This is a genomic window from Actinoplanes sp. NPDC051411, assembly GCF_040682075.1.
Classification (GTDB): Bacteria; Actinomycetota; Actinomycetes; order Mycobacteriales; family Micromonosporaceae; genus Actinoplanes.
Map to the genome: position 1 here is coordinate 26,691 of NZ_JBFBAD010000078.1, position 21,362 is coordinate 48,052.

A 21,362-nucleotide genomic window follows, 5' to 3' on the forward strand; every position below is an offset into this window, starting at 1 on the left:
CTGACGAGTGACCTTGCGAACCAGGCATCTCTAACGAGATGCCGTCTAAGGGCGCCAGCACCCCGGACGCGCGGTGGGCGGCTCGCGGACTGCGCGAAGCGCGGCGTCCTCTCGCGAGACCTTGCGCCGAGTCCACTGGCGTCCCGGCGGATGGCCGGTGGAAGACAGACCTGACGGCTCGGGATGGACCAGGGGCCGGAGGAAAGGCCGCATCGGGGCCGGCGGATATTTGGCGCAGCGATCCCGGCCCGATGGGCTGGAGGAGATTTTTCGGGCCTACTTCAACTCGGCCGGCGACCAAATGGCCGGCGCGGAATGGGGGCGGGTCAGAGGAGGTCGCGGAGGTGGGCGAACGCCTTCGTAGCCGAGCCCGCCTGCTGGGCCTGGTCGGCCAGGGCGATTTCGGTCGCCCAGTCCGAGCCGCCCTTGCGCGCCAGCGCCCGTTCCTGAGCGGCGTCGCGCACGACCGACAGCACCGCGTCCTGGGCGGAGCGCGTCTTCAAGGCCGCTGAAGCCAGCCGCAGCGTTGCCGGCGAGACCCGGAGGGCGCCCGACGAATCCCAGTTGCGGGCGGCCAGGAGCGCGGCCACCGCCCCCGACGGGTGCGGTCCGGCGGCGGCCACCAGGCGGGCGCGGCCGGGGTCGGTGCTGAGGCCCCAACCGTACGGGTAGAGCGGCCGGTAGTGCGCGTCGCCCACGTTGATCGGCTCCTGGGCGGCCGACGCCGGCCACGTCACCGGCAGGCGGCCGGTGAACGGGGTGCGGCCGAACAGGACGTCGGCCACGCCCGCGCCTTCGGAGCCGGGCAGCCACGACGCGACCAGGGCGTCGACCGAGCCCAGCGACGGGATCACCTGGGGGCGGCCGGAGACGATCAGGACGACGCAGCGTGGCAGGGCCGAGCAGACCCGGGAGACGACGGCGCGGTCGGCCGGCTGCAGGGCGAGGGACTTGGGCTCGTTCTGCGGGGGTGCGCACCACGCGCAGCCGGGCGCGCCGACGTCGCCCAGGCCCTCCGCATAGGGGGTTTCGCCGACGACCACCACGCCGACGTCGGCGCCGGTGGTCGGGGCCGACGCGTCTGGGCTGAAGACCACGTGCGGGTCGGCCTGGCGGATGCCCTGCAGGATCGTCGTGCCGGGGATCGACGCGCCCGAGCGGCCCTGCCAGTCGAGGGTCCAGCCGCCGGCCTGGTTGCCGATGTCGTCGGCGTTGCGGCCGGCGACGTAGAGGTGGGTGGACGGGCGGAGCGGGAGCAGGCCGCCGGAGTTTTTCAGCAGGACCTGCGACTCGGCGACGGCCTGCCGGGCGAGGGCCCGGTGCGCCGGGTCGCCCACCGTGGCGGGCGACGCCGGGATGTACGGCTGTTCGAAGAGTCCGAGTTGGAACTTGGTCCGCAGGATGCGCCGCACCGCGTCGTCGATCCGGGTCATCGGCACCCGGCCGGCCGCGACCTCGGCGGTCAGCACCTGCTCGAACTGGGGAGCCGTGTTGGGTTCCATGAACATGTCGATGCCGGCGTTGACCCCGGCGTCGACCTGGGCGGGCGTGGGGGCCGCCGCGCCGGACGAGTCGGGCAGCTGGTGGATGCCCTCCCAGTCGCTGATCACGAAGCCCGGGAAGCCGATCCTGCCTTTGAGCGTGCCGGTGATCAGGTCGCGGTCGGCGTGCATCTTGACCGGGGTGCCGGTCAGATCGACGCTCGAGAACGACGGCATGACCGCTCCGACGTGGTGGTCGCGCACTGCGGTCACGTACGGCGCGAGGTCGATGCGGTCGAAGTCGGAGCGGCTGGTGACCGTGACGCCCTGATCGATGGTGTAGTCGCCGCCGCCGGTGCCGTAGCGCGTGTCGCCGTCGCCCGCGAAGTGCTTGACCGTGGCCAGCACCCCGCCGGCCCGCAGCCCGTCGATCGAGGTCTCCATGCGGGACACCAGACCCGGATCTTCGCCGAAGCTCTCGTAGGCCCGGCCCCACCGCTCGTCGCGGGCCACGCAGACGCAGGGCGCGAAGTCCCACGGGATGCCGGTCGCGCGCATCTCGTCGGCGGTCGCGCGGTAGGTGTCGAAGGTCAATGCCGGGTCGCGGGCGGCGCCGAGGCCGACGTTGTGGGGGAAGATGGTCGCGCCGAGCACGTTGCCGTGGCCGTGCACGGCGTCGATCCCGTAGAGCATGGGGATCTGCAGGGGCGTGCTCAACGCGTACCCCTGGAAGCTGTTGACCATCGAAGCCCAGGCGTCCGGGGTGTTCGGCGTCGGCGCGGAGCCGCCGCCGGAGAGGACGGAGCCGAGCCGCAGGCTCGCGACGACCGAGGGGTCGGAGGTGACGAAGGCACGCTCGGCCTGGGTCATCTGACCGACCTTGTCGGCGAGGGTCATGCGGCCGAGCAGGTCGTCGACCCGGCGCTCGACGGGCTGGCGGGAGTCGAGATAGGGCAGGCCGTGCGCGTTGACGACGACCAGCGGCCGGGGGCTGAGGCGGGCGCCGTCGACCCGCAGGTCGAGGGGCAGCGGGGTGGCGGTGGCCGGGCCGGTGCCGGCGGGCGCGGCGACCGGGATCTGGACCGGGCTGCCGGAGGGCGTGCCGGCGCCGAAGTTCAGCGAGGTGCCGTTGTAGGTCAGCGTGGCCGGCGCGCTCAGCGGGCCACCGTCCGACGTGGTCAGAGTCAGCGAGATCGTCGTGTAGGAGCCGGGATCGACCGTGTAGACCGCCTGGGCGGGCGTGAACGTCGTGCTCTGGGCGTCGGTCGCGGCGAACACCGGGCTGGTCGGGGCCGTGACCATCAGCAGACCGGACAACGCCGCCCCGAGAAGGGCTCGGACGCGAACCATGCCGACCTCCCCATATCGACCGCCGTTAAAACGGCCACCGCTCAGAGGAGCTTACCTGCCCGGCGACATCGAAGGCGGCCGTCAACTGTGCCGGGTTTGCGCCGGCCGCGAGCGCGAACTGCAGCAGCAGCCGCGCCTTGTAGGGATGCAGGAAACCGGCGGAGATCAGACCCCGGCGCCGCAGATCGGACTCCGAGCCCGGGTAGCCGTAGGTGTGCCGCAGCACCGGCCCCGACCCGGTGCGGGTGGCCAGCACGACCGGCATGCGCGCGCACAGCGAGTCGATCAGCGGGGTCCAGCCGGCCGGCACGTGCCCGACCCCGAACCCGGCGATCACCAGGCCGTCGACCGCCCCGGCCAGGGCCTCCAGGGGAGCTCCGTCATCGCCCAGCGTCGCGGTGTAGACCGCGATCCTGGGCCGAGAGGCCGGGCGCGGCAGCGTGTGCCGCGCGGCCCGCGGATTCACGACGACGGGAGAGCCTTCGACCAGATAGCCGAGCGGGCCGCCGTCGACCGACACGAAGGTGCCGGTGCTGGTCGAGTGCGTCTTCCGGACCCGGGAGGCCGGGTGGATCTCGTCGGCGAACACCACGACGCAGCCCAGGTCACGGGCGAGGGGGGAACCCGCGACGGTCACCGCCGCGAGCAGATTGGCCGGGCCGTCCGGCCCGGCCGTCATCGGATTGCGCATGGCTCCGGTCACGACGATCGGTTGCGGTCCCCGGTGGACCAGGTCCATCGCGTACGCGGACTCCTCGATCGTGTCCGTGCCCTGGGTGACCACCGCCCCGGCCGCGCCGGCCGCGAACCGCTGTTCGAGCAACTCGTGCAGTGCCATCAGGTCGGGCACCGTCACCGACGAGCCGGGCAGGCTGCGAAAGCTCAGCGCCTCGACGTGCGGTGGCAGTCCCGGCACGGCGTCGATCAGGTCCTGCGCGGTCAGGCTCGGCGCGACGCCTCCGGACGAGGGGCGGGCGGACGCGATCGTGCCGCCCAGCGCGGCCACGACGATGTCACCCGGCACGTTTCTCCCATGCGTCGCGCAGTGTGGTCGCGTGCAGCGCCGCGTTGATGCCGAGCCAGCGGACCGGCTCCGGCTCCCACCGGCGTGAGCGGTGCCCGACCCAGGGGAGGGCCGTCCGCTCGGTGTGCTCGCCCCGGATCAGGTCGGCCAGCGTACGCCCGGCCAGGTTGGCCGCCGCGACGCCGTCGCCGACATAGCCGCCGGCCCAGCCGACGCCGTCGGCGAGGCCGACGCTCGGCATCCAGTCGCGGGGGATGCCGAGCGGGCCGCCCCAGCGGTACGCGACCGGGGGGTCGATGCCGAACATCTCGGTCAGCGTCTGCCGGAGGCTGTCGAAGACGGCCGGCACCCGGTCGAAGCCGGGTTCGATGCGGGAGCCGAAGTGGTAGGGCGCCCCGCGGCCGCCGAACGCCAGCCGGTCGTCCGCGGTCCGCTGGCCATAGATGATCATGTGCCGTTCGTCGCTGAACGTCTCGCGCCGGGCCAGCCCGATCCGCTCCCAGTCCGAGGGCGGCAGCGGCTCGGTGGCGATCATCAGCGAGTAGACCGGGGCGAGCGCCCGGCGGTGGCCCTCCAGGCGGGCGGTGTAGCCCTCGAGCGCCCGCACCACGGTGGTCGCGCGGACCGTGCCGTGGTCGGTGACCACGCTGCCGCGGGCCAGCCGGAGCACCCGGGTGCCCTCGAAGATCCGCACGCCGAGCCGTTCGGCCGCGTCGGCCAGCCCGCGCACCAGCTTCGCCGGGTGGATGGCCGCGCAGTCCGGGCTGTAGACGCCGCCGAGGACGTCGCTCGCGCCGCAGATCGCCCGCGCCGCATCGGCGTCGACGAAGCCGGGCGACCCCTGGACGCGCCGCAGCTGCACCGCCGAGCGGGCCAGCGTGATCGTGCCGCCCTTGGCGTAGTCGCAGTCGATGCCCTCGGCCTCCGCCCGCCGGCCCACCTCGTCGACCGCGTCGGCCAGCCCGGCGTGCATCGCGGCGGCCTTCTCCGGGCCGAAGCGGCGAGCCAGCTTGGACTCGGGCACCGGGAAGAGACCCGAGGCCCAGCCGCCGTTGCGTCCCGAGGCGCCGAAGCCGGCGTACTCGGCCTCGACCACCGCGATCTTCAGCGTCGGGTCGGCGGCCGCCAGGTAGTAGGCGGTCCACAGTCCGGTGTAGCCGCCGCCGGCGATCGCGACGTCGACGGTCAGGTCGCCGCCGAGCGGCGCCCGCTTCTCGATCGCACCGAGGGAGTCGAGCCAGAAGGACGGTGCGTTCATCGGGTTCCCCACGCGTAGCTCTGTTTCGCCAGTTTCAGGTACATGAAAGTCTCGGTGAACGTGACGCCCTCGACCGCCCGCACCTTCTCGTTGAGCAGGTCGAGCAGGTGCTCGTCGTCGGTGCAGACCAGCTCGACCAGCAGGTCGAAGCCGCCCGCGCAGATCACCACGTAGTCGACCTCGGGGATCGCCGCGATCTTGTCGGCGATCTTCCGCAGGTCGCCGTTGACCTTGAGGCCGACCATCGCCTGCCGGGCGAAGCCCAGCGTCAGCGGGTCGGTCACCGCGACGATCTGCATGAGACCCCCGTCGAGCAGCCGCTGCACACGCTGCCGGACCGCAGCCTCGGAGAGACCGATAGTCTTGGCGAGCGTCGCATACGACATGCGGCCGTCCCGCTGCAGGTGCTCGATGATCTGCTTGTTGACGTCGTCCAAGGCCTCGTTCACGCCTGCGTTTATCGCAGAGTTGTCCGACCTTGACAAGTGTTTCACTCGTCGGGACCCTGCTATGGCACGGTTTCCGCGTGCACCAGGGGGCTTTATTCGCAAGGGGCAGGGAGAGGTCCGGGCCACCGCCATGTCCCGGGCCCCTCTCGTAAAGCCGTCCCGCGGGATCAGCCCAGCGAGTGCATGACGTGCTTGATGCGGGTGTAGTCCTCCAGGCCGTACACCGACAGGTCCTTGCCGTGCCCGGAGTGCTTGAAACCGCCGTGCGGCATCTCGGCGACCAGCGGGATGTGGCAGTTGACCCAGACGCAGCCGAAGTCGAGCCGCTGCGTCATCCGCATCGCCCGCCCGTGGTCCTTCGTCCAGACCGAGGACGCCAGGCCGTACTGCACGCCGTTGGCCCAGCGGACCGCCTCGTCCTCGTCGGTGAACCGCTGCACGGTGATCAGCGGGCCGAACACCTCGTCCTGGATCAGCTCGTCCTGCTGGCGCAGCCCGGACACGACCGTCGGGGCGTAGAAGAAGCCCCGGTCGCCGACCCGCGCGCCGCCGGCGTTGAGCGCGGCGTGGTCGGGCAGCCGGTCGACGAAGCCGCCGACCCGGGACAGCTGGTTGGCGTTGTTGAGCGGGCCGTAGAACGCGTCCTCGTCGTCCGGACCGCCGGTGCGGGTGCCCTGGGCCGCCTCGGCCAGCGCGGCCACGAAGTCGTCGTGCACGCCCGGGCCGGCCAGCACGCGGGTCGCGGCCGTGCAGTCCTGCCCGGCGTTGAAGTAGCCGGCCTCGGCGATCGCGGCCGCGGCGGCCTCGACGTCGGCGTCGTCGAAGACCACGACCGGGGCCTTGCCGCCCAGCTCGAGGTGGGTGCGCTTGAGGTCGGCCGCGGCGGCGGTGGCGACCTCCATGCCGGCCCGCACCGAGCCGGTGATCGAAACCTGCTGCGGGGTCGGGTGGCTGACCAGGGCGCGGCCGGTCTCGCGGTCACCGACGATCACGTTGAGCACGCCCGGCGGCAGGAACTCGGCCGCGATCTCGGCCAGCATCACGGTGCTGACCGGGGTGGTGTCGGACGGCTTGAGCACAACCGTGTTGCCGGCCGCGATGGCCGGCGCGAGCTTCCAGACCGCCATCATGAGCGGGTAGTTCCACGGCGTGACCTGGGCGCAGACGCCGATCGGCTCGCGCCGGACGTAGCTCTCGAAGCCGGCCAGATATTGCCCCGCCGAGCGGCCCTCGAGCAGCCGGGCGGCGCCGGCGAAGAAGCGGATCTGGTCGATCGCCGGCGGCATCTCCTCGCTGGTGGTCAACCCGATCGGCTTGCCGGTGTTCTGCGACTCGGCGCGCACCAGCTCGTCGGTCCTGGCCTCGACCGCGTCGGCGAACTTGAGCAGGGCCTGCTGCCGCTCGCTCGGCGTCGTGTTGCGCCACGACTCGAACGCGGACGCGGCCGCCTCCATCGCGCGGTCGACGTCGGGCTTGCCGGACACGGGCGCTGCTGCGAACACCTCGCCGGTCGCCGGGTCGACCAGATCCTCGTACCGTCCCTCGGCGGGCGCCGCCGCGGCGCCGCCGATGAAGTTGTGCAGCACGGTTTTGTTGTCAGGCACCGGGGGCTCCAGACGCGGGAAAGGACACTTGAGGCCCCATCTTTGCACTGATTCCGTAGCTGACAAGCCCCCCGACCCACGACTTCCGTCATCGCGCTCAGTCCGGGGCATGGTCGGCCGAACTGCCTTGAGTGAGCTGGACACACGCGGTGACCGATGCCGACGGCCGGCTCTCCGACGCCGTACGCCTCCGGCGCCTGCGGGAGACCGGCATGCTGTGCGGTGCGCCGTACGCCTCGCTCGACCGCCTCGCCCGCGCCGCCGCCCACCAGCTACGCGCCGACTGGGCCCTGATCTCCCTGCTCGACGCCGACCGCCGGGTGATCGCCGGCTCGGCCGGTCCGGTGCCCGCCCACACGTTCTGCCGGGTGGTCCTCGACGCCGACGCGCCGGTGCTGATCGGCGACGCGCGCACCGACGAGCGGATCGGCGAGCATCCGGCGATCGGCGACGGGGTGATCGCGTACGCCGGTTTCCCGCTCCGCAGCCCCGACGGTCACATGCTGGGGACGTTCTGCGTGCTCGACGGCCGGCCGCGCGAGTGGGAGCCCCGCGACCTGCTGCTGATCGAGGACCTGGCCGCGGCGGCCGAGAACGAGATCGAGCTGCGCGCCGCCGCCCGCCTCAGCGAGCGCGCGCTGGCCCGCCAGCACCGCGCCGAGGTCGTCCGCGACCTGCAGCTCGGGGTGGCCCGGGTGCTGGCCGACGCGACCACGGCCGAGCAGGCGGCCGACGGCACCACCGAGGCGGTCGCCCGCGCGATGGGCTGGGCGTTCGGCGAGTTCTGGCAGGTCGACGACGTGGCCGGGACGATCTCGCGGGTCGGCCACTGGTGCGACCCGGCCTACGACCTGTCCGCGGTCACCGGCGACCGGCCGTTCACCCTGGACCGCGGGGAGGGGCTGGCCGGCAACATCTGGGCCGCCGAGAGCGAGCTGTGGGCGACCGAGGTGGCCGACGACCCGCGCATCGCGGTCCGCGAGGAGCAGGTGCGGGCGGCCGGGCTGCACACCGCGATCGGCGTACCGGTGCGCTCGGACGACCGCATCCTGGGCGTCCTGCTGTTCTTCTCGGTTTCGGCCGACGAGCCGGACGAGGAGCTGATCGTCGCCCTCGACGGCGTCTGCGCCCACCTGGGCCGGCACATCGAGCGCCGCCGGGCCGAACAGCTGACGCTCGCCCTGATCGCCGCGCGGCGCGACTTCGACCGGGTGATCGCCCAGGTCAAGGACTATGTCTGGACCGTCGAGGCGATCGAAGGCGGGGCGGTCGTCTCCCGCTTCGCCAGCCCGGACGCCAGCGGTGTCTTCGGCGAGACCGCGCTCGGCCTGGAAGGCGACGTGATCGAGGCGGTGCAACGCCGCGTGCACCCCGACGACCGGCACATCTTCGACGGCTTCTGCGCCCGGGTGCTCAGCGGCGAGCCGGCCGAGTACGAGCTGCGGGTGATCGGACCGGACGGCGGCATCCGCTGGGTGTGGACCCGGGCGGTGCCCCGCCGCGACCAGGACCGGCTGCTCATCGACGGCATCAGCACCAACGTGACCGAGCGCCGCCGGCTGGCCGAGCAGCAGGCCCAGCTGCTCGCCGACCAGCAGGCCCAGAACCGCCAGCTGCGCCGCCTCGACCGGCTCAAGGACGAGGTGGTCGCGCTGGTCAGCCACGAGCTGCGCAACCCGCTGGCGGCCATCCGCAGCTATGCCGAGACGCTGCTCGAGGACCCCGACCTGACCGCCGACCAGCGGCACCTGACCGAGGTGATCGACCGGCGCAGCGGCCACATGCAGCACCTGGTCGACGACCTGCTCGACGCGGCGAAGCTGGAGACCGGCCAGCTCCACCTCGACCCGCAGCCGATCTCGGCGACCCGGATGATCCGGGAGGTGGTCGACGCCCAACGGCCGGCGGCGGCCGCGAAATCGGTCACGGTCACGATCGGAACGCCGCGGCACCTGCCGGTGCAGGCCGATCCCGTACGCCTTCGGCAGGTGCTCGACAACCTCCTCGCGAACGCCATCAAGTACACGCCCGACGGGGGTGCCGTACGCGTGGAAGCCGGCGCCGGACCGCGGCCCGAGACCACCGCGGTGACCGTGTCGGACAACGGCATCGGCATTCCGGCCGAGCAGTACTCGCAGGTGTTCGAGCGGTTCTTCCGGGCCAGCAACGCGGTGCAGAAGGGCATCAAGGGAACCGGGCTCGGCCTGGCCATCACCAAGGCGATCGTCGAGGCGCACGGCGGCAGCATCGCGGCCACCCCGGCGCCGGGCGGCGGGACCAGTTTCACGGTGGTCCTGCCCGCTGCCTGAAGATGGAGGGCATGCCAACCGTCTTCACGCAGATCATCAACGGGGACCTGCCGGGCCGCATCGTCTGGTCCGACGACGAGGTCGCCGCGTTCCTCACCATCGCCCCGCTGACCGCCGGGCACACGCTCGTCGTCCCGCGCATCGAGGTCGACGACTGGACCCGGCTCGACCCGGCGCTGTGGGCCCGGGTCATGGAGGTGAGCCGCGTGGTCGGCGCCGCGGTCCGCAAGGCGTTCGACGCGCCGCGGGCCGGGCTCATCGTCGCCGGCTTCGAGGTGCCGCACGCCCACGTGCACGTCTTCCCGGCCTGGGAGATGGCCGACTTCGACTTCCGGAGAGTGCAGAGCGGCGTCCCGGCGGCCGACCTGGACGCCGCTCATCAGCGCTTACTGGCAGCTCTCTAGGCGAACTGGGGGAGGACCTCCGCGGCCAGCTTCAGCATCGGGTCGTGGTCGTAGGCGACCCGCGGGATGTAGAAGTTGACGTAGTCGGCGCCGGCCTCGACCAGCTTCTCGACCCGGGCGATGTTGTCGGCCGAGGAGGCCGCCAGGTCGAGGTCGATGTTGGTCGACTTGATGATGCTGTCGTAGTCGCGGCCCAGCTTGTCGCAGTGCTCGCGCAGGACCGCGCACTTGCGGGCGAGCAGCTCCGGGTCGCCGCCGCCGATGTTGGCCGCGTCGGCATACTGCGCGACCAGCTTGAGGGTGACCTTCTCGCCGCCACCGCCGATCCAGAACGACGGGTGCGGCTGGCGGACGCCCTTGGGCTCGTTGATCGGCTTGTCGATCGAGTAGTGCCGGCCCTGGAAGACCGGCTCGTCCTCGGTCCACATCTTCTTGATGATCTGGACCGCCTCCTTGAACTCGGCCATCCGCTCGGGCACGTCGGTCCAGCGGTAGCCGTAGGCCTTCCACTCGTGCTCGTACCATCCGGCGCCGATGCCGGCGTAGAGCCGCCCGTGGCTCGCCACGTCGACGGTCGACGCGATCTTGGCGTAGAGGGAGGGCTGGCGGTAGCCGTTGCAGCCGACCATCTGACCGATGTTGATCCGCTGGGTGTCGCGGGCCAGGGTCGCGGTGGCGGTCCAGCACTCGAAGGTCGTGTTGGGGGTCGGCTCGGGCACGGTGTGGAAGTGGTCGTAGAGCCAGATCGAGTCCCACGGCCCGGCGTCCGCCGCCTTGGCGACCGCGGTCATCGCCTCGTACTGCTCGACCGGGTCGGCGATCTCGACCAGGTCCATTTTCCAGCCCTGCGGGACAAAGACTCCGAAGCGCACGCTCATGGTCAACAACTTAACCCGCGAAGCATGTCGAAAACCTCGCGGCCGCGTCGTCCCCAAGTAGAGAGACCCACACCCCGGGAAGGAAGATGTCCCTCATGCCGCGTTACCTGTTGATCGTCGACTACCAGCCCGGCGTCATCGACACCCCGATGGAGAAATGGCAGCCGGACGAGATCAAGGCGCACATGGACTACTACGACGCCCTCAACGCCGAGCTCACCGCGAGCGGCGAACTGGTCGGCGGCGAGGCGCTCACCGGCCCCGAGTACGCCAAGGTGGTCACCGCCGACGGCCGCACCGCCCCGGTGGTCACCGACGGCCCGTACGCCGAGTTCAAGGAGATGCTGGCCGGCTTCCAGACCGTCGTGGTCGACTCGGAGGCCCGCGCGCTCGAGATCGCCGCCCGGGTCTCGGCCGTGCCCGGGCCGGGCGGGGTGCCGCTCCAGCAGCCGATCACCGTGCGGCGGGTGATGGACGCGGGTGACTTCGACCGGCTGATGGCCGGCGAGTGATCGAGGACGTCCTGCGGGAGTGCGCCGCGCCGGTGCTCGGCGCGCTCGCCCGGCGCACCGGCGACTTCGCCGCGGCGGAGGACGCGGTGCAGGAGGCGCTGCTCGCCGCCGCGCGGCACTGGCCGGCCGAGGGCGTGCCGGACAACCCGCGGGGCTGGCTGCTGCGGGCCGCCCACCGCAAGCTGATCGACCAGGCCCGCGGCGACGAGGCGCGGCGCCGCCGGGAGGAGACGGCGGCCCGGCTCTCCGTTCCGGCCCGGGTGGGCGACCACGACGACACGCTGACCGTGCTCTTCCTCTGCTGCCATCCGGCGCTCAGCCCGGCCTCGGCGATCGCGCTCACCCTGCGCGCGGTCGGCGGCCTGACGACGGCCGAGATCGCGGCCGCCTTCGGCGTACCCGAGGCGACCATGGGCCAGCGGATCAGCCGGGCCAAGCAGAAGATCAAGGACTCCGGCCGGCCCTTCGGCCGGCCGTCGGCGGCCCGGGTGCCATCGGTACTGCACGTGCTCTACCTGCTGTTCAACGAGGGGTACGCGACGAGCGCCGGACCGGCCCTGCACCGCGTCGAACTGTCGGCCGAGGCGATCCGGCTCGCCCGTCTCGTCCACCGGCTGCTGCCCGAGGACGGCGAGGCGGCCGGGCTGCTGGCGCTGATGCTGCTCACCGACGCGCGCCGGCCGGCCCGGTCCGACGCCGGCGGAGACCTGATCCCGCTCGACGAGCAGGACCGTACGAAATGGGACCGTGACCTGATCGCCCAGGGCACCGCCCTGATCGACGCCGCGGTGCGCCGCGGCGCCGTCGGCGAATATCAGCTCCAGGCGGCGATCGCCGCGCTGCACGACCGGGCCCCGACCGCCGCCGAGACCGACTGGCGGCAGATCCACGCCCTCTACGAGCTGCTGGAACGCATGACCGGCAACCCGGTGGTGGCGCTCAACCGGGTCGTCGCGGCGGCCATGGTGGACGGTCCGCGGGCCGGGTTGAAGCTGCTCGACGAGTTGGGCGATCGGGCGGCGGCCGGGCACCGCCGGGACGCCGTGCGCGCGCACCTGCTCGAACGGGCCGGCGAGACCGGGGCGGCGGTCGAGGCCTACCGGGCGGCCGCGGCGGCGACCACCAGCCTTCCGGAAAGGCGGTACTTGACCATGCGGGCCGCCCGTCTCACATAACGGTCTGGCAACGGGGTTTCCTTTGCGGGCCGGCCCACGACAGGCTGTCTGATGATTCAGGCACTGGACGGGGGCAGATGTACTACGTGAGCTTCGGCGCGGTCCGCCGGCGTACCGGCCAGGCCGTGCTGGTGGCGGTGCTGGCCGCGATTCTGACGACGGCCTCGGTCGCCGCCTGCTGGTACGCGCTTGCGATCGCCTCACGGGCGGCGGGCGCAGTGGTCGACGCGGCGCCGGCCGCCGAGCGCGTCGTCTCGGCCCAGAAGCAGGCCGACACGGCCGGCGACCCGAGGGCCGCGCTGGACGCGTTCGGCACCCAGATCCGCGGCCTGCTCACGCTTCCCGGCGCGGTGCCGCTGACCGGCCTCGAGGCCGACATGACGTACACCCAGGCCGGCAAGAACACCGCGGGCACCTTCACCGGGCTGCCGCTGACCTATCGCGACGACTTCTGTGCCCACGTGCGGCTGACCGGCTCCTGCCCGGCCGCCACCGGCGACACCGCGATCAGCGCCGACGTCGCCCAGCGCACCCAGCTCAAGCCGGGCGACCGGATGGTCGTCAACCCGGCCGCCGGCGCGGGCGCGGTGCCGCTGCGCATCACCGCGGTCTACACGGTGAAGGACCCCGCCGGCATCTACTGGACCGACAAGCTGTTCCTGTCCCACGGCGACTTCGACCCGGCGTTCACCACCCTCGACACCTTCCGCGACCCGGCGCTCGCCCAGCCGACCCTCTCCTACGACCTGCCGATCCCGGCGCCGCTGCTGCGCGGCGACGACCTCTACGACCTCAACGGCGTGCTCAACGCGGCCGAGCCGCGTTTCGCCGCCGCCCAGCTGCAGATGGGCAATCCGGCCGGCAAGCTCTTCGACCGGGTACGCGCCCAGCGCGCCACCGTCCTCAAGGACGTCCTGATCGCCCTCGGCCAACTCGTCGTGCTGGGCTGGTTCGCGATCGGGCTGGCCGGGCGGTTCACCGGCCGTGACCGCCGGGCCGACGCCGGCCTGCTCAAGCTGCGCGGCACGTCCCGCGGCGCGATCCTGCGGCTGGTCACCGGACAGCACCTGATCCCGCTGCTCATCGCCGCGGTGGCCGGCCTGCCGCTGGGCGTCGCCGGCGCCTGGATCGTGGCCGGCCGGCTGCCCGTGCGCTCGGAGTGGTGGCCCGGCCTGCTGTTCTCGGTCGGCGCGGCCGCCGTGGTCGTGCTCGGCGCGCTGGCCGCCCTGGTCGCCGCCGACGCGATCGCCCAGCGGGCGCCGGTCGCCACGCTGCTGCGCCGGGTGCCGTCGGCCCGCCGCGACTGGCGGTCCGGCGTGGTCGACCTGGCGTTCGTCGCGCTCGCCGGGGGAGCGGTCTACCAGGCCCGCACCGGCGGTTCCGGCAGCGGCCTCGGCGTGGTCGCCCCGGCCCTGGTCGCGCTGGCCATCGGGCTGGTGCTGGCCCGGCTGCTGCGCTGGACCGCCGACCGCGCGGGCGGCGCCGCCGTGCGGGCCGGCCGGCTGCGGGCCGGCCTGACCGCGGTGCAGATCTCCCGGCAGCCCGGCGCCGACCGCGCGTTCGCCCTGGTCACCGTCGCCGTCGCGATGGTCGCGATCGCGGCCGGCGGCCTGTCGGCCGGGCGCGTCGAGCGGACCGACCGGGCCCAGGTGGAGCTCGGCGCGCCGCGCGTGCTCGACGTCAAGCAGACCACCGCGACCGCCCTGGAACACGCCGTCCGCCAGGCCGACCCGTCCGGTCACTACGCCATGGCCGTGCTGCTCGACAGCACCAGCAGCCCGCCCCTGCTCGCGGTCGACAGCACCCGGCTGGCCTCGGTCGCGACCTGGCGCCCCGAATACGGCCCGGTGACCGCGCTCGGGCCGGGCGATCTGGCGCCGCCCCGGCCGCTGCCCGCGATCACCGGCAACGCGGTGACCGTGCGCGTCGACAGTGCCCGCACCCAGGAGTCGCTGCTCGGCCTCACCGTCCAGAACGAGGCCACCGGCGCGGTCACCCGGCTCGAGTTCCAGCAGATCCGGACCGGCGAGCAGAGCCTCACCCTGCCCCTGAAGGGCTGCACCACCGCCCCCGGGTGCCGGCTGGTCAGCTTCGAGCTGTTCACCACCACCGACGTCAACGGCGAGCCGGTGACCGACCCGCTGACCATCGAGTCGCTCACCCAGTCGGGCCCGGCCGCGACGATCCTCGACGGGTCGTCGCTGGGCGACGTCCGGCGCTGGCGGGGCGACTTCGGCGGCCTCGCCCTGCGCCTCCAGGCGACCCCGAAGGGGCTGGTCGCGCGGTCGGTCGTCGCCGAGCAGTCCGCCCAGGTCTCGGGCACCAAGATCTATCCGGTCGACACCCCGCTGCCGCTGCCGATCGCCTTCGCCGGCGATCCGATCACCGACTGGCGGTTCGAGGACGCGTCGACCAACCGGTTCGGTGGCCAGACCGTGCCGATCACGCTCGCCGACCAGCCGCACGTCCTGCCCGTGCTCGGCACCCTCGGCATCCTGGCCGACCTCGACTCGGTGCGCCGGATCGCGGCCGACGCCCAGCTCGGCGGCCAGGCCCAGGTCTGGCTGACGGCCGACGCCCCGCCCGGCATCGTCGACGCGCTCGAGAAGCAGGGACTGACCGTGCTCGCCGACCGCACCACGGCCGGGCTGGCCGCCCGATGGGCCGCCCAGGCCGACGTGATCAGCGCGCCGTTCGAGCTGTTCACCGTGCTGCTCGCGGTGCTGGTCGCGGCCACGATGGTCGCGGTCGTGGCGATCGTCGAGCGGGAGCCGCAGGCCGAACAGCTCCGGGCGCTGCGGGTGCAGGGCCTCGATCGGCGGGTCGCGGTCACCTCCGCGTACGCCGGGGTGGCCGCGCTCGTCGCGGCCGGTCTCCTCGCCGGTCTCCTCGCCGCCCTCCTGGCCCGGGTGATCGTCGGCGTGACCGCGCCAGCGTTCCCCGACCACTGGCGGCTGATCCCGCCGCCCGACCCGCTCGGCCCGGGTGCGCTCGGTCTGGCCGCCGCGGTGGCCGCGGTCGCGCTCGCCATCGTCGCCGTGATCTCCGTCCGCCCGCTCGTGCGCCAGATGCGGGAGACCGCCCGATGATCGCGCTCGTCCTCACCATGGTCTGGAACCGCCGCGGCCAGGCCACCGTGCTCGCCCTGCTCGCGCTCTTCGGGGTGACCGCGGCGGTCGCCGCCCCGGCCTTCCTGCGGGCCGCCGACCGCGCGGTCGCGGCCGGTCAGGTCGCCAACGCCCAGCCGTCCGAGCTCAGCCTGGAGATCCTCTCCCAGCAGCTCGACCACCGGCACGACGCGCCGGGCACGCCGACCTCCGACGTCAGCCTGCCCAACACCGGCGCGGCGCTGACCAATATGCCGGGATTCAAGTACGTCTACGCGGTCGAATACCCGACCGTCGGCCTCGACCCCAACGACCAGAACCGCACCCGCTTCGTCTATCGCCAGCAGGTCTGCGAGCACGTGACGATCGTCGCCGGGCGCTGCCTGGCCGGCGAGTCCGACCTGGTCATCGGCGCGGAGACGGCGGCCAGACTCCACGTCAAGGCCGGCGACTCGATCGCGCTGTCCTTCGCGGTCCACGTCAAGGGCCCACCGCCCGCCTTCGTCGCCGACGGCGCGCCGAAGAGCTTCCTGGTCGCCGGCATCTACAAGGTGGCCCACCCGGACGACGTCTACTGGGGCCCGCACGACTACTTCACCGCCGGCGGCGAGCCGGCCTTCGCCGGCTCGGCCTCGCTCACCTCGATGGACAAGGGCGGCGTCGAGACCACCCTCGACGGGTACGCCGGCCCGGGCGCCCTGTCGGTCGACCGGCTCCCGGCCATCCGCGCCGGGCTGGTCCAGTTGCGGGCCAACGCCACCCAGCTCGGGCCGGGGCTGCAGCTGTCGTCCGGCCTCAGCACGCTGATGACCCGCATCGACCAGGGCCGCACCGCGGCGCACAGCATCGTCCCGGTCCTCGCCGTCTGCCTGGTGCTGCTCACCTGCCTGACCATCTTCCTGGCCGTCGGCTACGGCACCGAGGGCCGGCGGCCCGAGCTGGCCGTAGTCGCGCTGCGCGGCGCCCGCTGGGGCCAGCGCTGGTGGCTGGCGACCGGCGAAAACCTGGTCGCGATCCTGATCGGCTCGATCGTCGGCTGCCTGACCGGCCAGCTCGTGGTCAATGTATTCGCGGCCTGGCGTTTCCCCGGGGTCGGCGCCGACGCCGGGCTCTCGTCGCTGCGCTGGGCACCGGTCGCGGCGGGCGCGGCGCTGCTCACGGCGCTCGCCGCCGAACGCCGCCAGCTCGCCACCCCGGTCGCCGAGCTGCTGCGCCGGGTGCCGCTGGCCGCCCGCACCGGCCGGGCGATCGCGGCCGAGGTCGTGGTCGTGCTGCTGGCCGCCGTCGCGGTGGTCCAGCTCTCGCTGACCGGCGGCGAACTGACCGGGGTCGGCTCGTTCGCCACCGGCCTGGTCGTGCTCGCCGCCGCGCTGGTCGCCGGCCGCCTGCTGCTGCCCTGGGCGACCGTGATCGCCCGGCGGGCCCTGCGCGACGGCCGCCTCGGGGCCGGCCTGGCCGGCTTCCAGCTCTCCCGGCGTCCCGGCGCGATCCGGCTGTTCGCGCTGCTCGTCGCGGCGGTCGCGGTGGCCGGCTACGCGGCCGGGGCGGTCGACGTGGCGAACCGCGGCCGGGGCGTGCAGGCCGGGCTGGGCACCGGCGCCGACCGGGTGCTGACCGTCGCGCCGGTGGGGCGTCAGGCCCTGCTCGAAGCGGTTCGCACGGCCGACCCCACCGGCCGGTACGCCATGGGCGTCGTCCGGGTCACCCCCGACAAGCGGCACCCGCCGGTGCTCGCGGTCGACAGCACCCGGCTGGCCGCGGTCGCCGACTGGCCGGCCGACGGTCCCCGCGTGGCCGAGGCGGCCAGACTGCTGCACCCGGCGGTCGCCCCGGCGCCGCTGCTCAAGGGCGACAACCTGAGCTTCGACATCACCACCGAGGGCTTCCCGGACGGCAAGGAGGTCACGGTCACCGCCGTCGTCTCGCCGATCGGCGACCTGTCCGACGAGTTCGTCCGGCTCGGGGTGATGCGGGCCGGCCGGCACACGTACTCGTACGAACTGCCGCAGTGCGCGCCGGGCTGCTACCTCAACTCGATGCAGATCGAGGGCGGCGAGGGGTCGACCGACGTCTCGGGAAAGCTGACACTGCACGGGATGTCGGGCACGCCGGCCGGCCCCATGACCGCGCCCGGCCGGTGGTGGGGCGGGGCCGGTGGCACCGTCCAGCCGGCGACCGGCGGCGTGCTCTTCAACGTGACCTCGCTGAACGGGCTCCCGGACGGCATGCACGTGCAGCCGGCCGACACCCCGCTGCCGCTGCCGGTCGCCTCGGCCGGGAACAGCGACGGCCCGGTCACCTCCGGGCTCGACACCCGCGACGTCCCGATCAGCCACGTCGCGCAAATCCCGGCCGTGCCCGGCCTCGGCGCGCCGGCGACCCTGGTCGACCTCGACTACCTCGCCAAGATGGCGGACGACGGCGCGCAGAGCATCTCCGAGGTCTGGTTGACCTCGGACGCCCCGCCGTCGGTGCGCGACGGGCTCGCCAAGGCCGGGCTGGTGATCACCGACGACCTGACCTCGGCCCAGGTGCGCCGCCAGCTCGACGAACAGGGGCCGGCCCTGGCGCTCTGGTTCTACGTCATCGTGGCCGTGCTCGCGACGGCGCTGGCGGCGGGCGCGCTCGTGCTGTCGGCCGCGGTCGACCGGGCCCGCCGGGTCGAAGACCTGTCGGCGCTGCGCGGCCAGGGCCTGAGCCGGTCGGCGCTGCGCACCGCGACACTGTGGACCTACCCGGTGCTGGTCGCCGTGGCGGTCGTGGCCGGCGTGCTGATCGCCCGGCTCGGCTGGCTGCTGACCGGATGGGCGCTACCGCTGGCCGGGCTCGACCCGCCGCCGATCCCGCTGCCCGGCTCGCCGCACCCGCTCGTGCTGGCGGCCGCCGGAGTCGTGATGTTCCTGGTGCTCGCGCTGGTCGCCGTGCTGTCCGGCCGGCGGACGCTGCGCCTGATCCGGTGATATAGGTTGGCCGCATGCCTGAGGTGCGCTCCAACGGGATGACGATCAGCTATGAGACGCTCGGCGATCCGTCCGATCCGGCCCTGCTGCTGATCATGGGCTTGGGCGCGCAGCTGGTCGACTGGCCCGACGAGTTCTGCGACCTGCTCGCCGCCCGCGGCTTCCACGTGATCCGCTTCGACAACCGCGACATCGGGCTGTCGACCTGGCTCGACGACCTGCCGCTCCCCGACCTGGGCGAGATCTTCGCCGGCGACTTCACGACCGTGCCCTACCAGTTGGGCGACATGGCGGCCGACACCGCCGGTCTGCTCAAGGAACTGGGCGTCCAGCGGGCGCACGTGGTCGGCGCCTCGATGGGCGGCATGATCGCCCAGCAGCTGGCGATCGACCGCCCCGACCTGGTCGCCAGCCTGTGCTCGATCATGTCGACGACCGGCGACCGCACGGTCGGGCACCCCACGCCCGAGGCCGCCGCCGCACTGATGCGCCCGGCCGCCACCAACCGCGACGACGCGATCGCGGGCGCGGTCGCCGGCTCCAAGGCGATCGGGTCCGGGTCCCTCGGCGTCTTCGACGTCCCCGAGGACGACATGGTCCGCAAGGCCGCCGCCAAATACGACCGGGCCTTCCACCCGGCCGGCACCGCCCGGCAGTACGGCGCGATCGCCGCCTCGACCGACCGCACGGCGGCCCTCGGCGCGGTCACGGCCCCGACGCTGGTCGTCCACGGCGAGGGCGACCCGCTGATCGACGTGAGCGGCGGCCGGGCCACGGCGGCCGCCGTCCCCGGCGCCACCCTGCTCGTCATCCCCGGCATGGGCCACGACCTGCCGCGCGGCGCCTGGCCGCCGATCGTCGACGCCATCGTGGCCAACGCCTTGAGCGCGGGTTAGATCTCCTCTCAGCGTTCTTCCGCCGGCCGGCCGGTCAAGCGGGCAACACGGCCCGGATCGTCTGCAGCGTGCCCGGCCGGCGCTTCCACAACAGCCGGATCCTCGGGCCGTGCCGCAGCCGGACGGCCAGGCCGCTGGTGGCCAGCCCTGCCGTGAGCCTCGCCCCGACGATCTGGTCGAAGGCCAGCACCTGCACGTCGTCGTGCGTGGCCAGATAGTGGGCCCACGAATCCCACCGCACGTCCATCTCCTCAGGCCCGGTGGTGAGCGCCCGCATGATCGCCGAGGCGGGCGCCCGCTTACCGACCCGGACCAGGGCGTCCTCGGTCAGCCACAACTCGCCGTGGCCCCAGCCCGCCCAGCCCTTGGCGCACGAGTCACTCAACAGGCGTATCCGCATGATCCTCCTCGGCTTCGCTCTCGCCCGATCGGCGGCGGGGCCGGGTTCATGAGGTTTATCCGCTAGGGTTGTGGGGCGTCATGAGTGCCAGCAACAAGCCCCGGCTTGCTGGCCGGCAACCCTCCGCGTCGTGGGCGGGGTGCCCCGGGTGAAAGACGCGGCCCGGCGCGAGGTGCGCTCGGGCAAGCCGCGACCGCCTGGAGCAAGCCCGTGCCGTTTCCCTCCACCCTGACCGCGCCTGTCCTCCAGGGCCGCCGGGTCCGCCTGGAGCCGCTCACCCACCAGCACGCCCCGGCGCTGGCTCTGGCAGCCTCCGAAAACCGAGACACCTACCAGTTCACGTGGGTCCCCGCCGCCGCCTCGGTTCCCGCCTACATCGACGAACAGCTGGGCCGAGCCGCCGCCGGCTCACTGATGCCGTACGCCCAGATCTCCCTCACCTCCGGCCAAGCGGTCGGCGCCACGGCCTACTGGGACCCCCGGCCATGGCCCGACAGCACCGACCTGTGCGCGGTCGAGGTCGGCTTCACCTGGCTGGCCGCCTCCGCCCAGGGCACCGGCATCAACACCGAAGCCAAATACCTGCTCTTCCGCCACGCCTTCGAACAGTGGCGGGTAGCCCGCCTCGACCTCAAAACCGACGCCCGCAACACCCGCTGCCGGGCCGCCCTGACCGCGGCCGGCACCCACTTCGAAGGCGTCCTCCGCTCCTGGTCCCGCTCGTGGGCCCCAGGCGAGACGGGCCGCCTACGCGACTCCGCGATGTACTCGATAGTGGCCGCCGACTGGCCTGCCACCCGAACCCACCTCGAGTCCCGCCTGGCCATCGACACCTGACCCCCGATGATCGCCGCCGGCTTCGCATGCTCCTTTTCAGCCGGTCCGCGGCGCCATCGCATCGTTACCTTGGCCACTCATTCCCCCGGCCCGCGCCGCTTGGCCTGCGCCGCTTGGTCCTGCGCCGCCCTGCTCGGCCTGCCCCGCTCCGCCCAGCTTGGGCCGGCTCGGCCCCGCCTTGTCTGGCCGTTCCTGACCTGGCCCTTCCCGCCGTGGCTTTGCACCTGCCCGTCTTGCCCTTCTTTTCTGCCTGGCGCCGCATCCACGGTGCCCTGTCCTGCGCCGCTGGTCGGTCGCACTTCCTTTCCGTGCGCCTCCCAGCCCCAGAGGCTGGCGCAGTGTCTTCAAGGCACCCTCCGCGCTCCGTCCCACGGCGTCTCTGCTCTTTCACCCAGCTCTCGCCCGTCTGCAGCCCCATCCTCGTTCTGACTCACGGGCCGCCAGCCCGCGTTCCCGCCAGCCCGCGTTCCCGCCCTCGTTTGGGTGGGGGCAAGTGAACCCATCAGGTCTGACATTTTTCGCGCTTATCCACAGGTCGCCGGCTCCGGTCGTCTTGGTTCGGTGCGAGGGTTCTTAGGGGCTCCGGGTGCCGAGGTTCATCCTGTGGATAACGGTGAAAAGATGTAACTGGATAGGTGTCGTTGATCTTTCAGTGCCGCGGAGGGCTCTGAAAGCGTTGACTATTCGTGCCTGCCGAGTCCGCGCCGTCGTATGACGA

At 73.0% G+C, this 21,362-nt stretch carries 15 protein-coding genes and 1 riboswitch; of the genes, 8 read left to right on the forward strand and 7 right to left on the reverse strand.

What is annotated here, in order from left to right; genetic code table 11:
* Positions 1-326: 326 nt before the first annotated feature.
* The 5 genes from AB0M88_RS34540 to AB0M88_RS34560 all read right to left on the reverse strand — a co-directional run bounded on the left by AB0M88_RS34540 (position 327) and on the right by AB0M88_RS34560 (position 7,166).
* Positions 327-2,831 (reverse strand): glycoside hydrolase family 3 protein, encoded by a 2,505-nt coding sequence (locus AB0M88_RS34540; RefSeq protein ID WP_364109992.1) that lies wholly within the window; start codon positions 2,829-2,831, stop codon positions 327-329.
* A gap of 25 nt (positions 2,832-2,856) precedes the next feature.
* Positions 2,857-3,855: an asparaginase gene (locus AB0M88_RS34545; RefSeq protein WP_364109993.1), complete on the reverse strand. Its 999-nt coding sequence runs from the start codon at positions 3,853-3,855 to the stop codon at positions 2,857-2,859.
* Positions 3,845-5,113, reverse strand: coding sequence for an FAD-dependent oxidoreductase (locus AB0M88_RS34550; protein ID WP_364109994.1), 1,269 nt, complete (start codon positions 5,111-5,113; stop codon positions 3,845-3,847). Before AB0M88_RS34550 ends, AB0M88_RS34545 begins: the two co-directional genes overlap by 11 nt.
* Positions 5,110-5,562, reverse strand: a complete 453-nt coding sequence (locus AB0M88_RS34555) for an Lrp/AsnC family transcriptional regulator (RefSeq protein WP_364109995.1) — start codon at positions 5,560-5,562, stop codon at positions 5,110-5,112. The genes AB0M88_RS34550 and AB0M88_RS34555 overlap by 4 nt, the downstream gene beginning before the upstream one ends.
* Positions 5,563-5,729: 167 nt before the next feature.
* Positions 5,730-7,166, reverse strand: coding sequence for a gamma-aminobutyraldehyde dehydrogenase (locus AB0M88_RS34560; protein WP_364109996.1), 1,437 nt, complete (start codon positions 7,164-7,166; stop codon positions 5,730-5,732).
* A gap of 131 nt (positions 7,167-7,297) precedes the next feature.
* Here AB0M88_RS34560 and AB0M88_RS34565 point away from each other — a divergent pair, with 131 nt between their 5' ends.
* Positions 7,298-9,475: an ATP-binding protein gene (locus AB0M88_RS34565; RefSeq protein WP_364109997.1), complete on the forward strand. Its 2,178-nt coding sequence runs from the start codon at positions 7,298-7,300 to the stop codon at positions 9,473-9,475.
* Positions 9,476-9,486: 11 nt separating this feature from the next.
* Positions 9,487-9,879: an HIT family protein gene (locus AB0M88_RS34570; RefSeq protein ID WP_364109999.1), complete on the forward strand. Its 393-nt coding sequence runs from the start codon at positions 9,487-9,489 to the stop codon at positions 9,877-9,879.
* Here the strand turns inward: AB0M88_RS34570 and AB0M88_RS34575 are convergent.
* Entirely contained in the window at positions 9,876-10,757 is an 882-nt protein-coding gene (locus tag AB0M88_RS34575; RefSeq protein ID WP_364110000.1) for an LLM class F420-dependent oxidoreductase, read from the reverse strand. The genes AB0M88_RS34570 and AB0M88_RS34575 overlap by 4 nt on opposite strands.
* Positions 10,758-10,852: 95 nt before the next feature.
* Here AB0M88_RS34575 and AB0M88_RS34580 point away from each other — a divergent pair, with 95 nt between their 5' ends.
* The 5 genes from AB0M88_RS34580 (at position 10,853) to AB0M88_RS34600 (ending at position 19,407) form a co-directional block, all read left to right on the forward strand.
* Positions 10,853-11,269 (forward strand): YciI family protein, encoded by a 417-nt coding sequence (locus AB0M88_RS34580; RefSeq protein WP_364110001.1) that lies wholly within the window; start codon positions 10,853-10,855, stop codon positions 11,267-11,269.
* Positions 11,266-12,444, forward strand: coding sequence for a sigma-70 family RNA polymerase sigma factor (locus AB0M88_RS34585; RefSeq protein WP_364110002.1), 1,179 nt, complete (start codon positions 11,266-11,268; stop codon positions 12,442-12,444). The genes AB0M88_RS34580 and AB0M88_RS34585 overlap by 4 nt, the downstream gene beginning before the upstream one ends.
* Before the next feature lie 77 nt (positions 12,445-12,521).
* Complete coding sequence (locus AB0M88_RS34590) at positions 12,522-15,533, forward strand: ABC transporter permease (RefSeq protein WP_364110003.1); 3,012 nt, start codon at positions 12,522-12,524, stop codon at positions 15,531-15,533.
* On the forward strand, positions 15,530-18,511 hold the full coding sequence (locus AB0M88_RS34595; RefSeq protein ID WP_364110004.1) for an FtsX-like permease family protein: 2,982 nt from the start codon (positions 15,530-15,532) through the stop codon (positions 18,509-18,511). Before AB0M88_RS34590 ends, AB0M88_RS34595 begins: the two co-directional genes overlap by 4 nt.
* 14 nt (positions 18,512-18,525) lie before the next feature.
* Entirely contained in the window at positions 18,526-19,407 is an 882-nt protein-coding gene (locus AB0M88_RS34600; protein ID WP_364110005.1) for an alpha/beta hydrolase, read from the forward strand.
* Between the two features lie 34 nt (positions 19,408-19,441).
* On the opposite strand, the gene AB0M88_RS34605 is transcribed toward AB0M88_RS34600, so the two are convergent.
* Entirely contained in the window at positions 19,442-19,807 is a 366-nt protein-coding gene (locus tag AB0M88_RS34605; protein WP_364110006.1) for a hypothetical protein, read from the reverse strand.
* 76 nt (positions 19,808-19,883) lie between these two features.
* Positions 19,884-20,002: riboswitch (SAM riboswitch) on the forward strand.
* Positions 20,003-20,017: 15 nt separating this feature from the next.
* Between AB0M88_RS34605 and AB0M88_RS34610 the strand changes: the two genes are divergently transcribed.
* The gene (locus tag AB0M88_RS34610) at positions 20,018-20,644 is read left to right on the forward strand and encodes a GNAT family protein (RefSeq protein WP_364110007.1); all 627 of its coding nucleotides are present in this window, start codon (positions 20,018-20,020) and stop codon (positions 20,642-20,644) included.
* Positions 20,645-21,362: the final 718 nt, after the last annotated feature.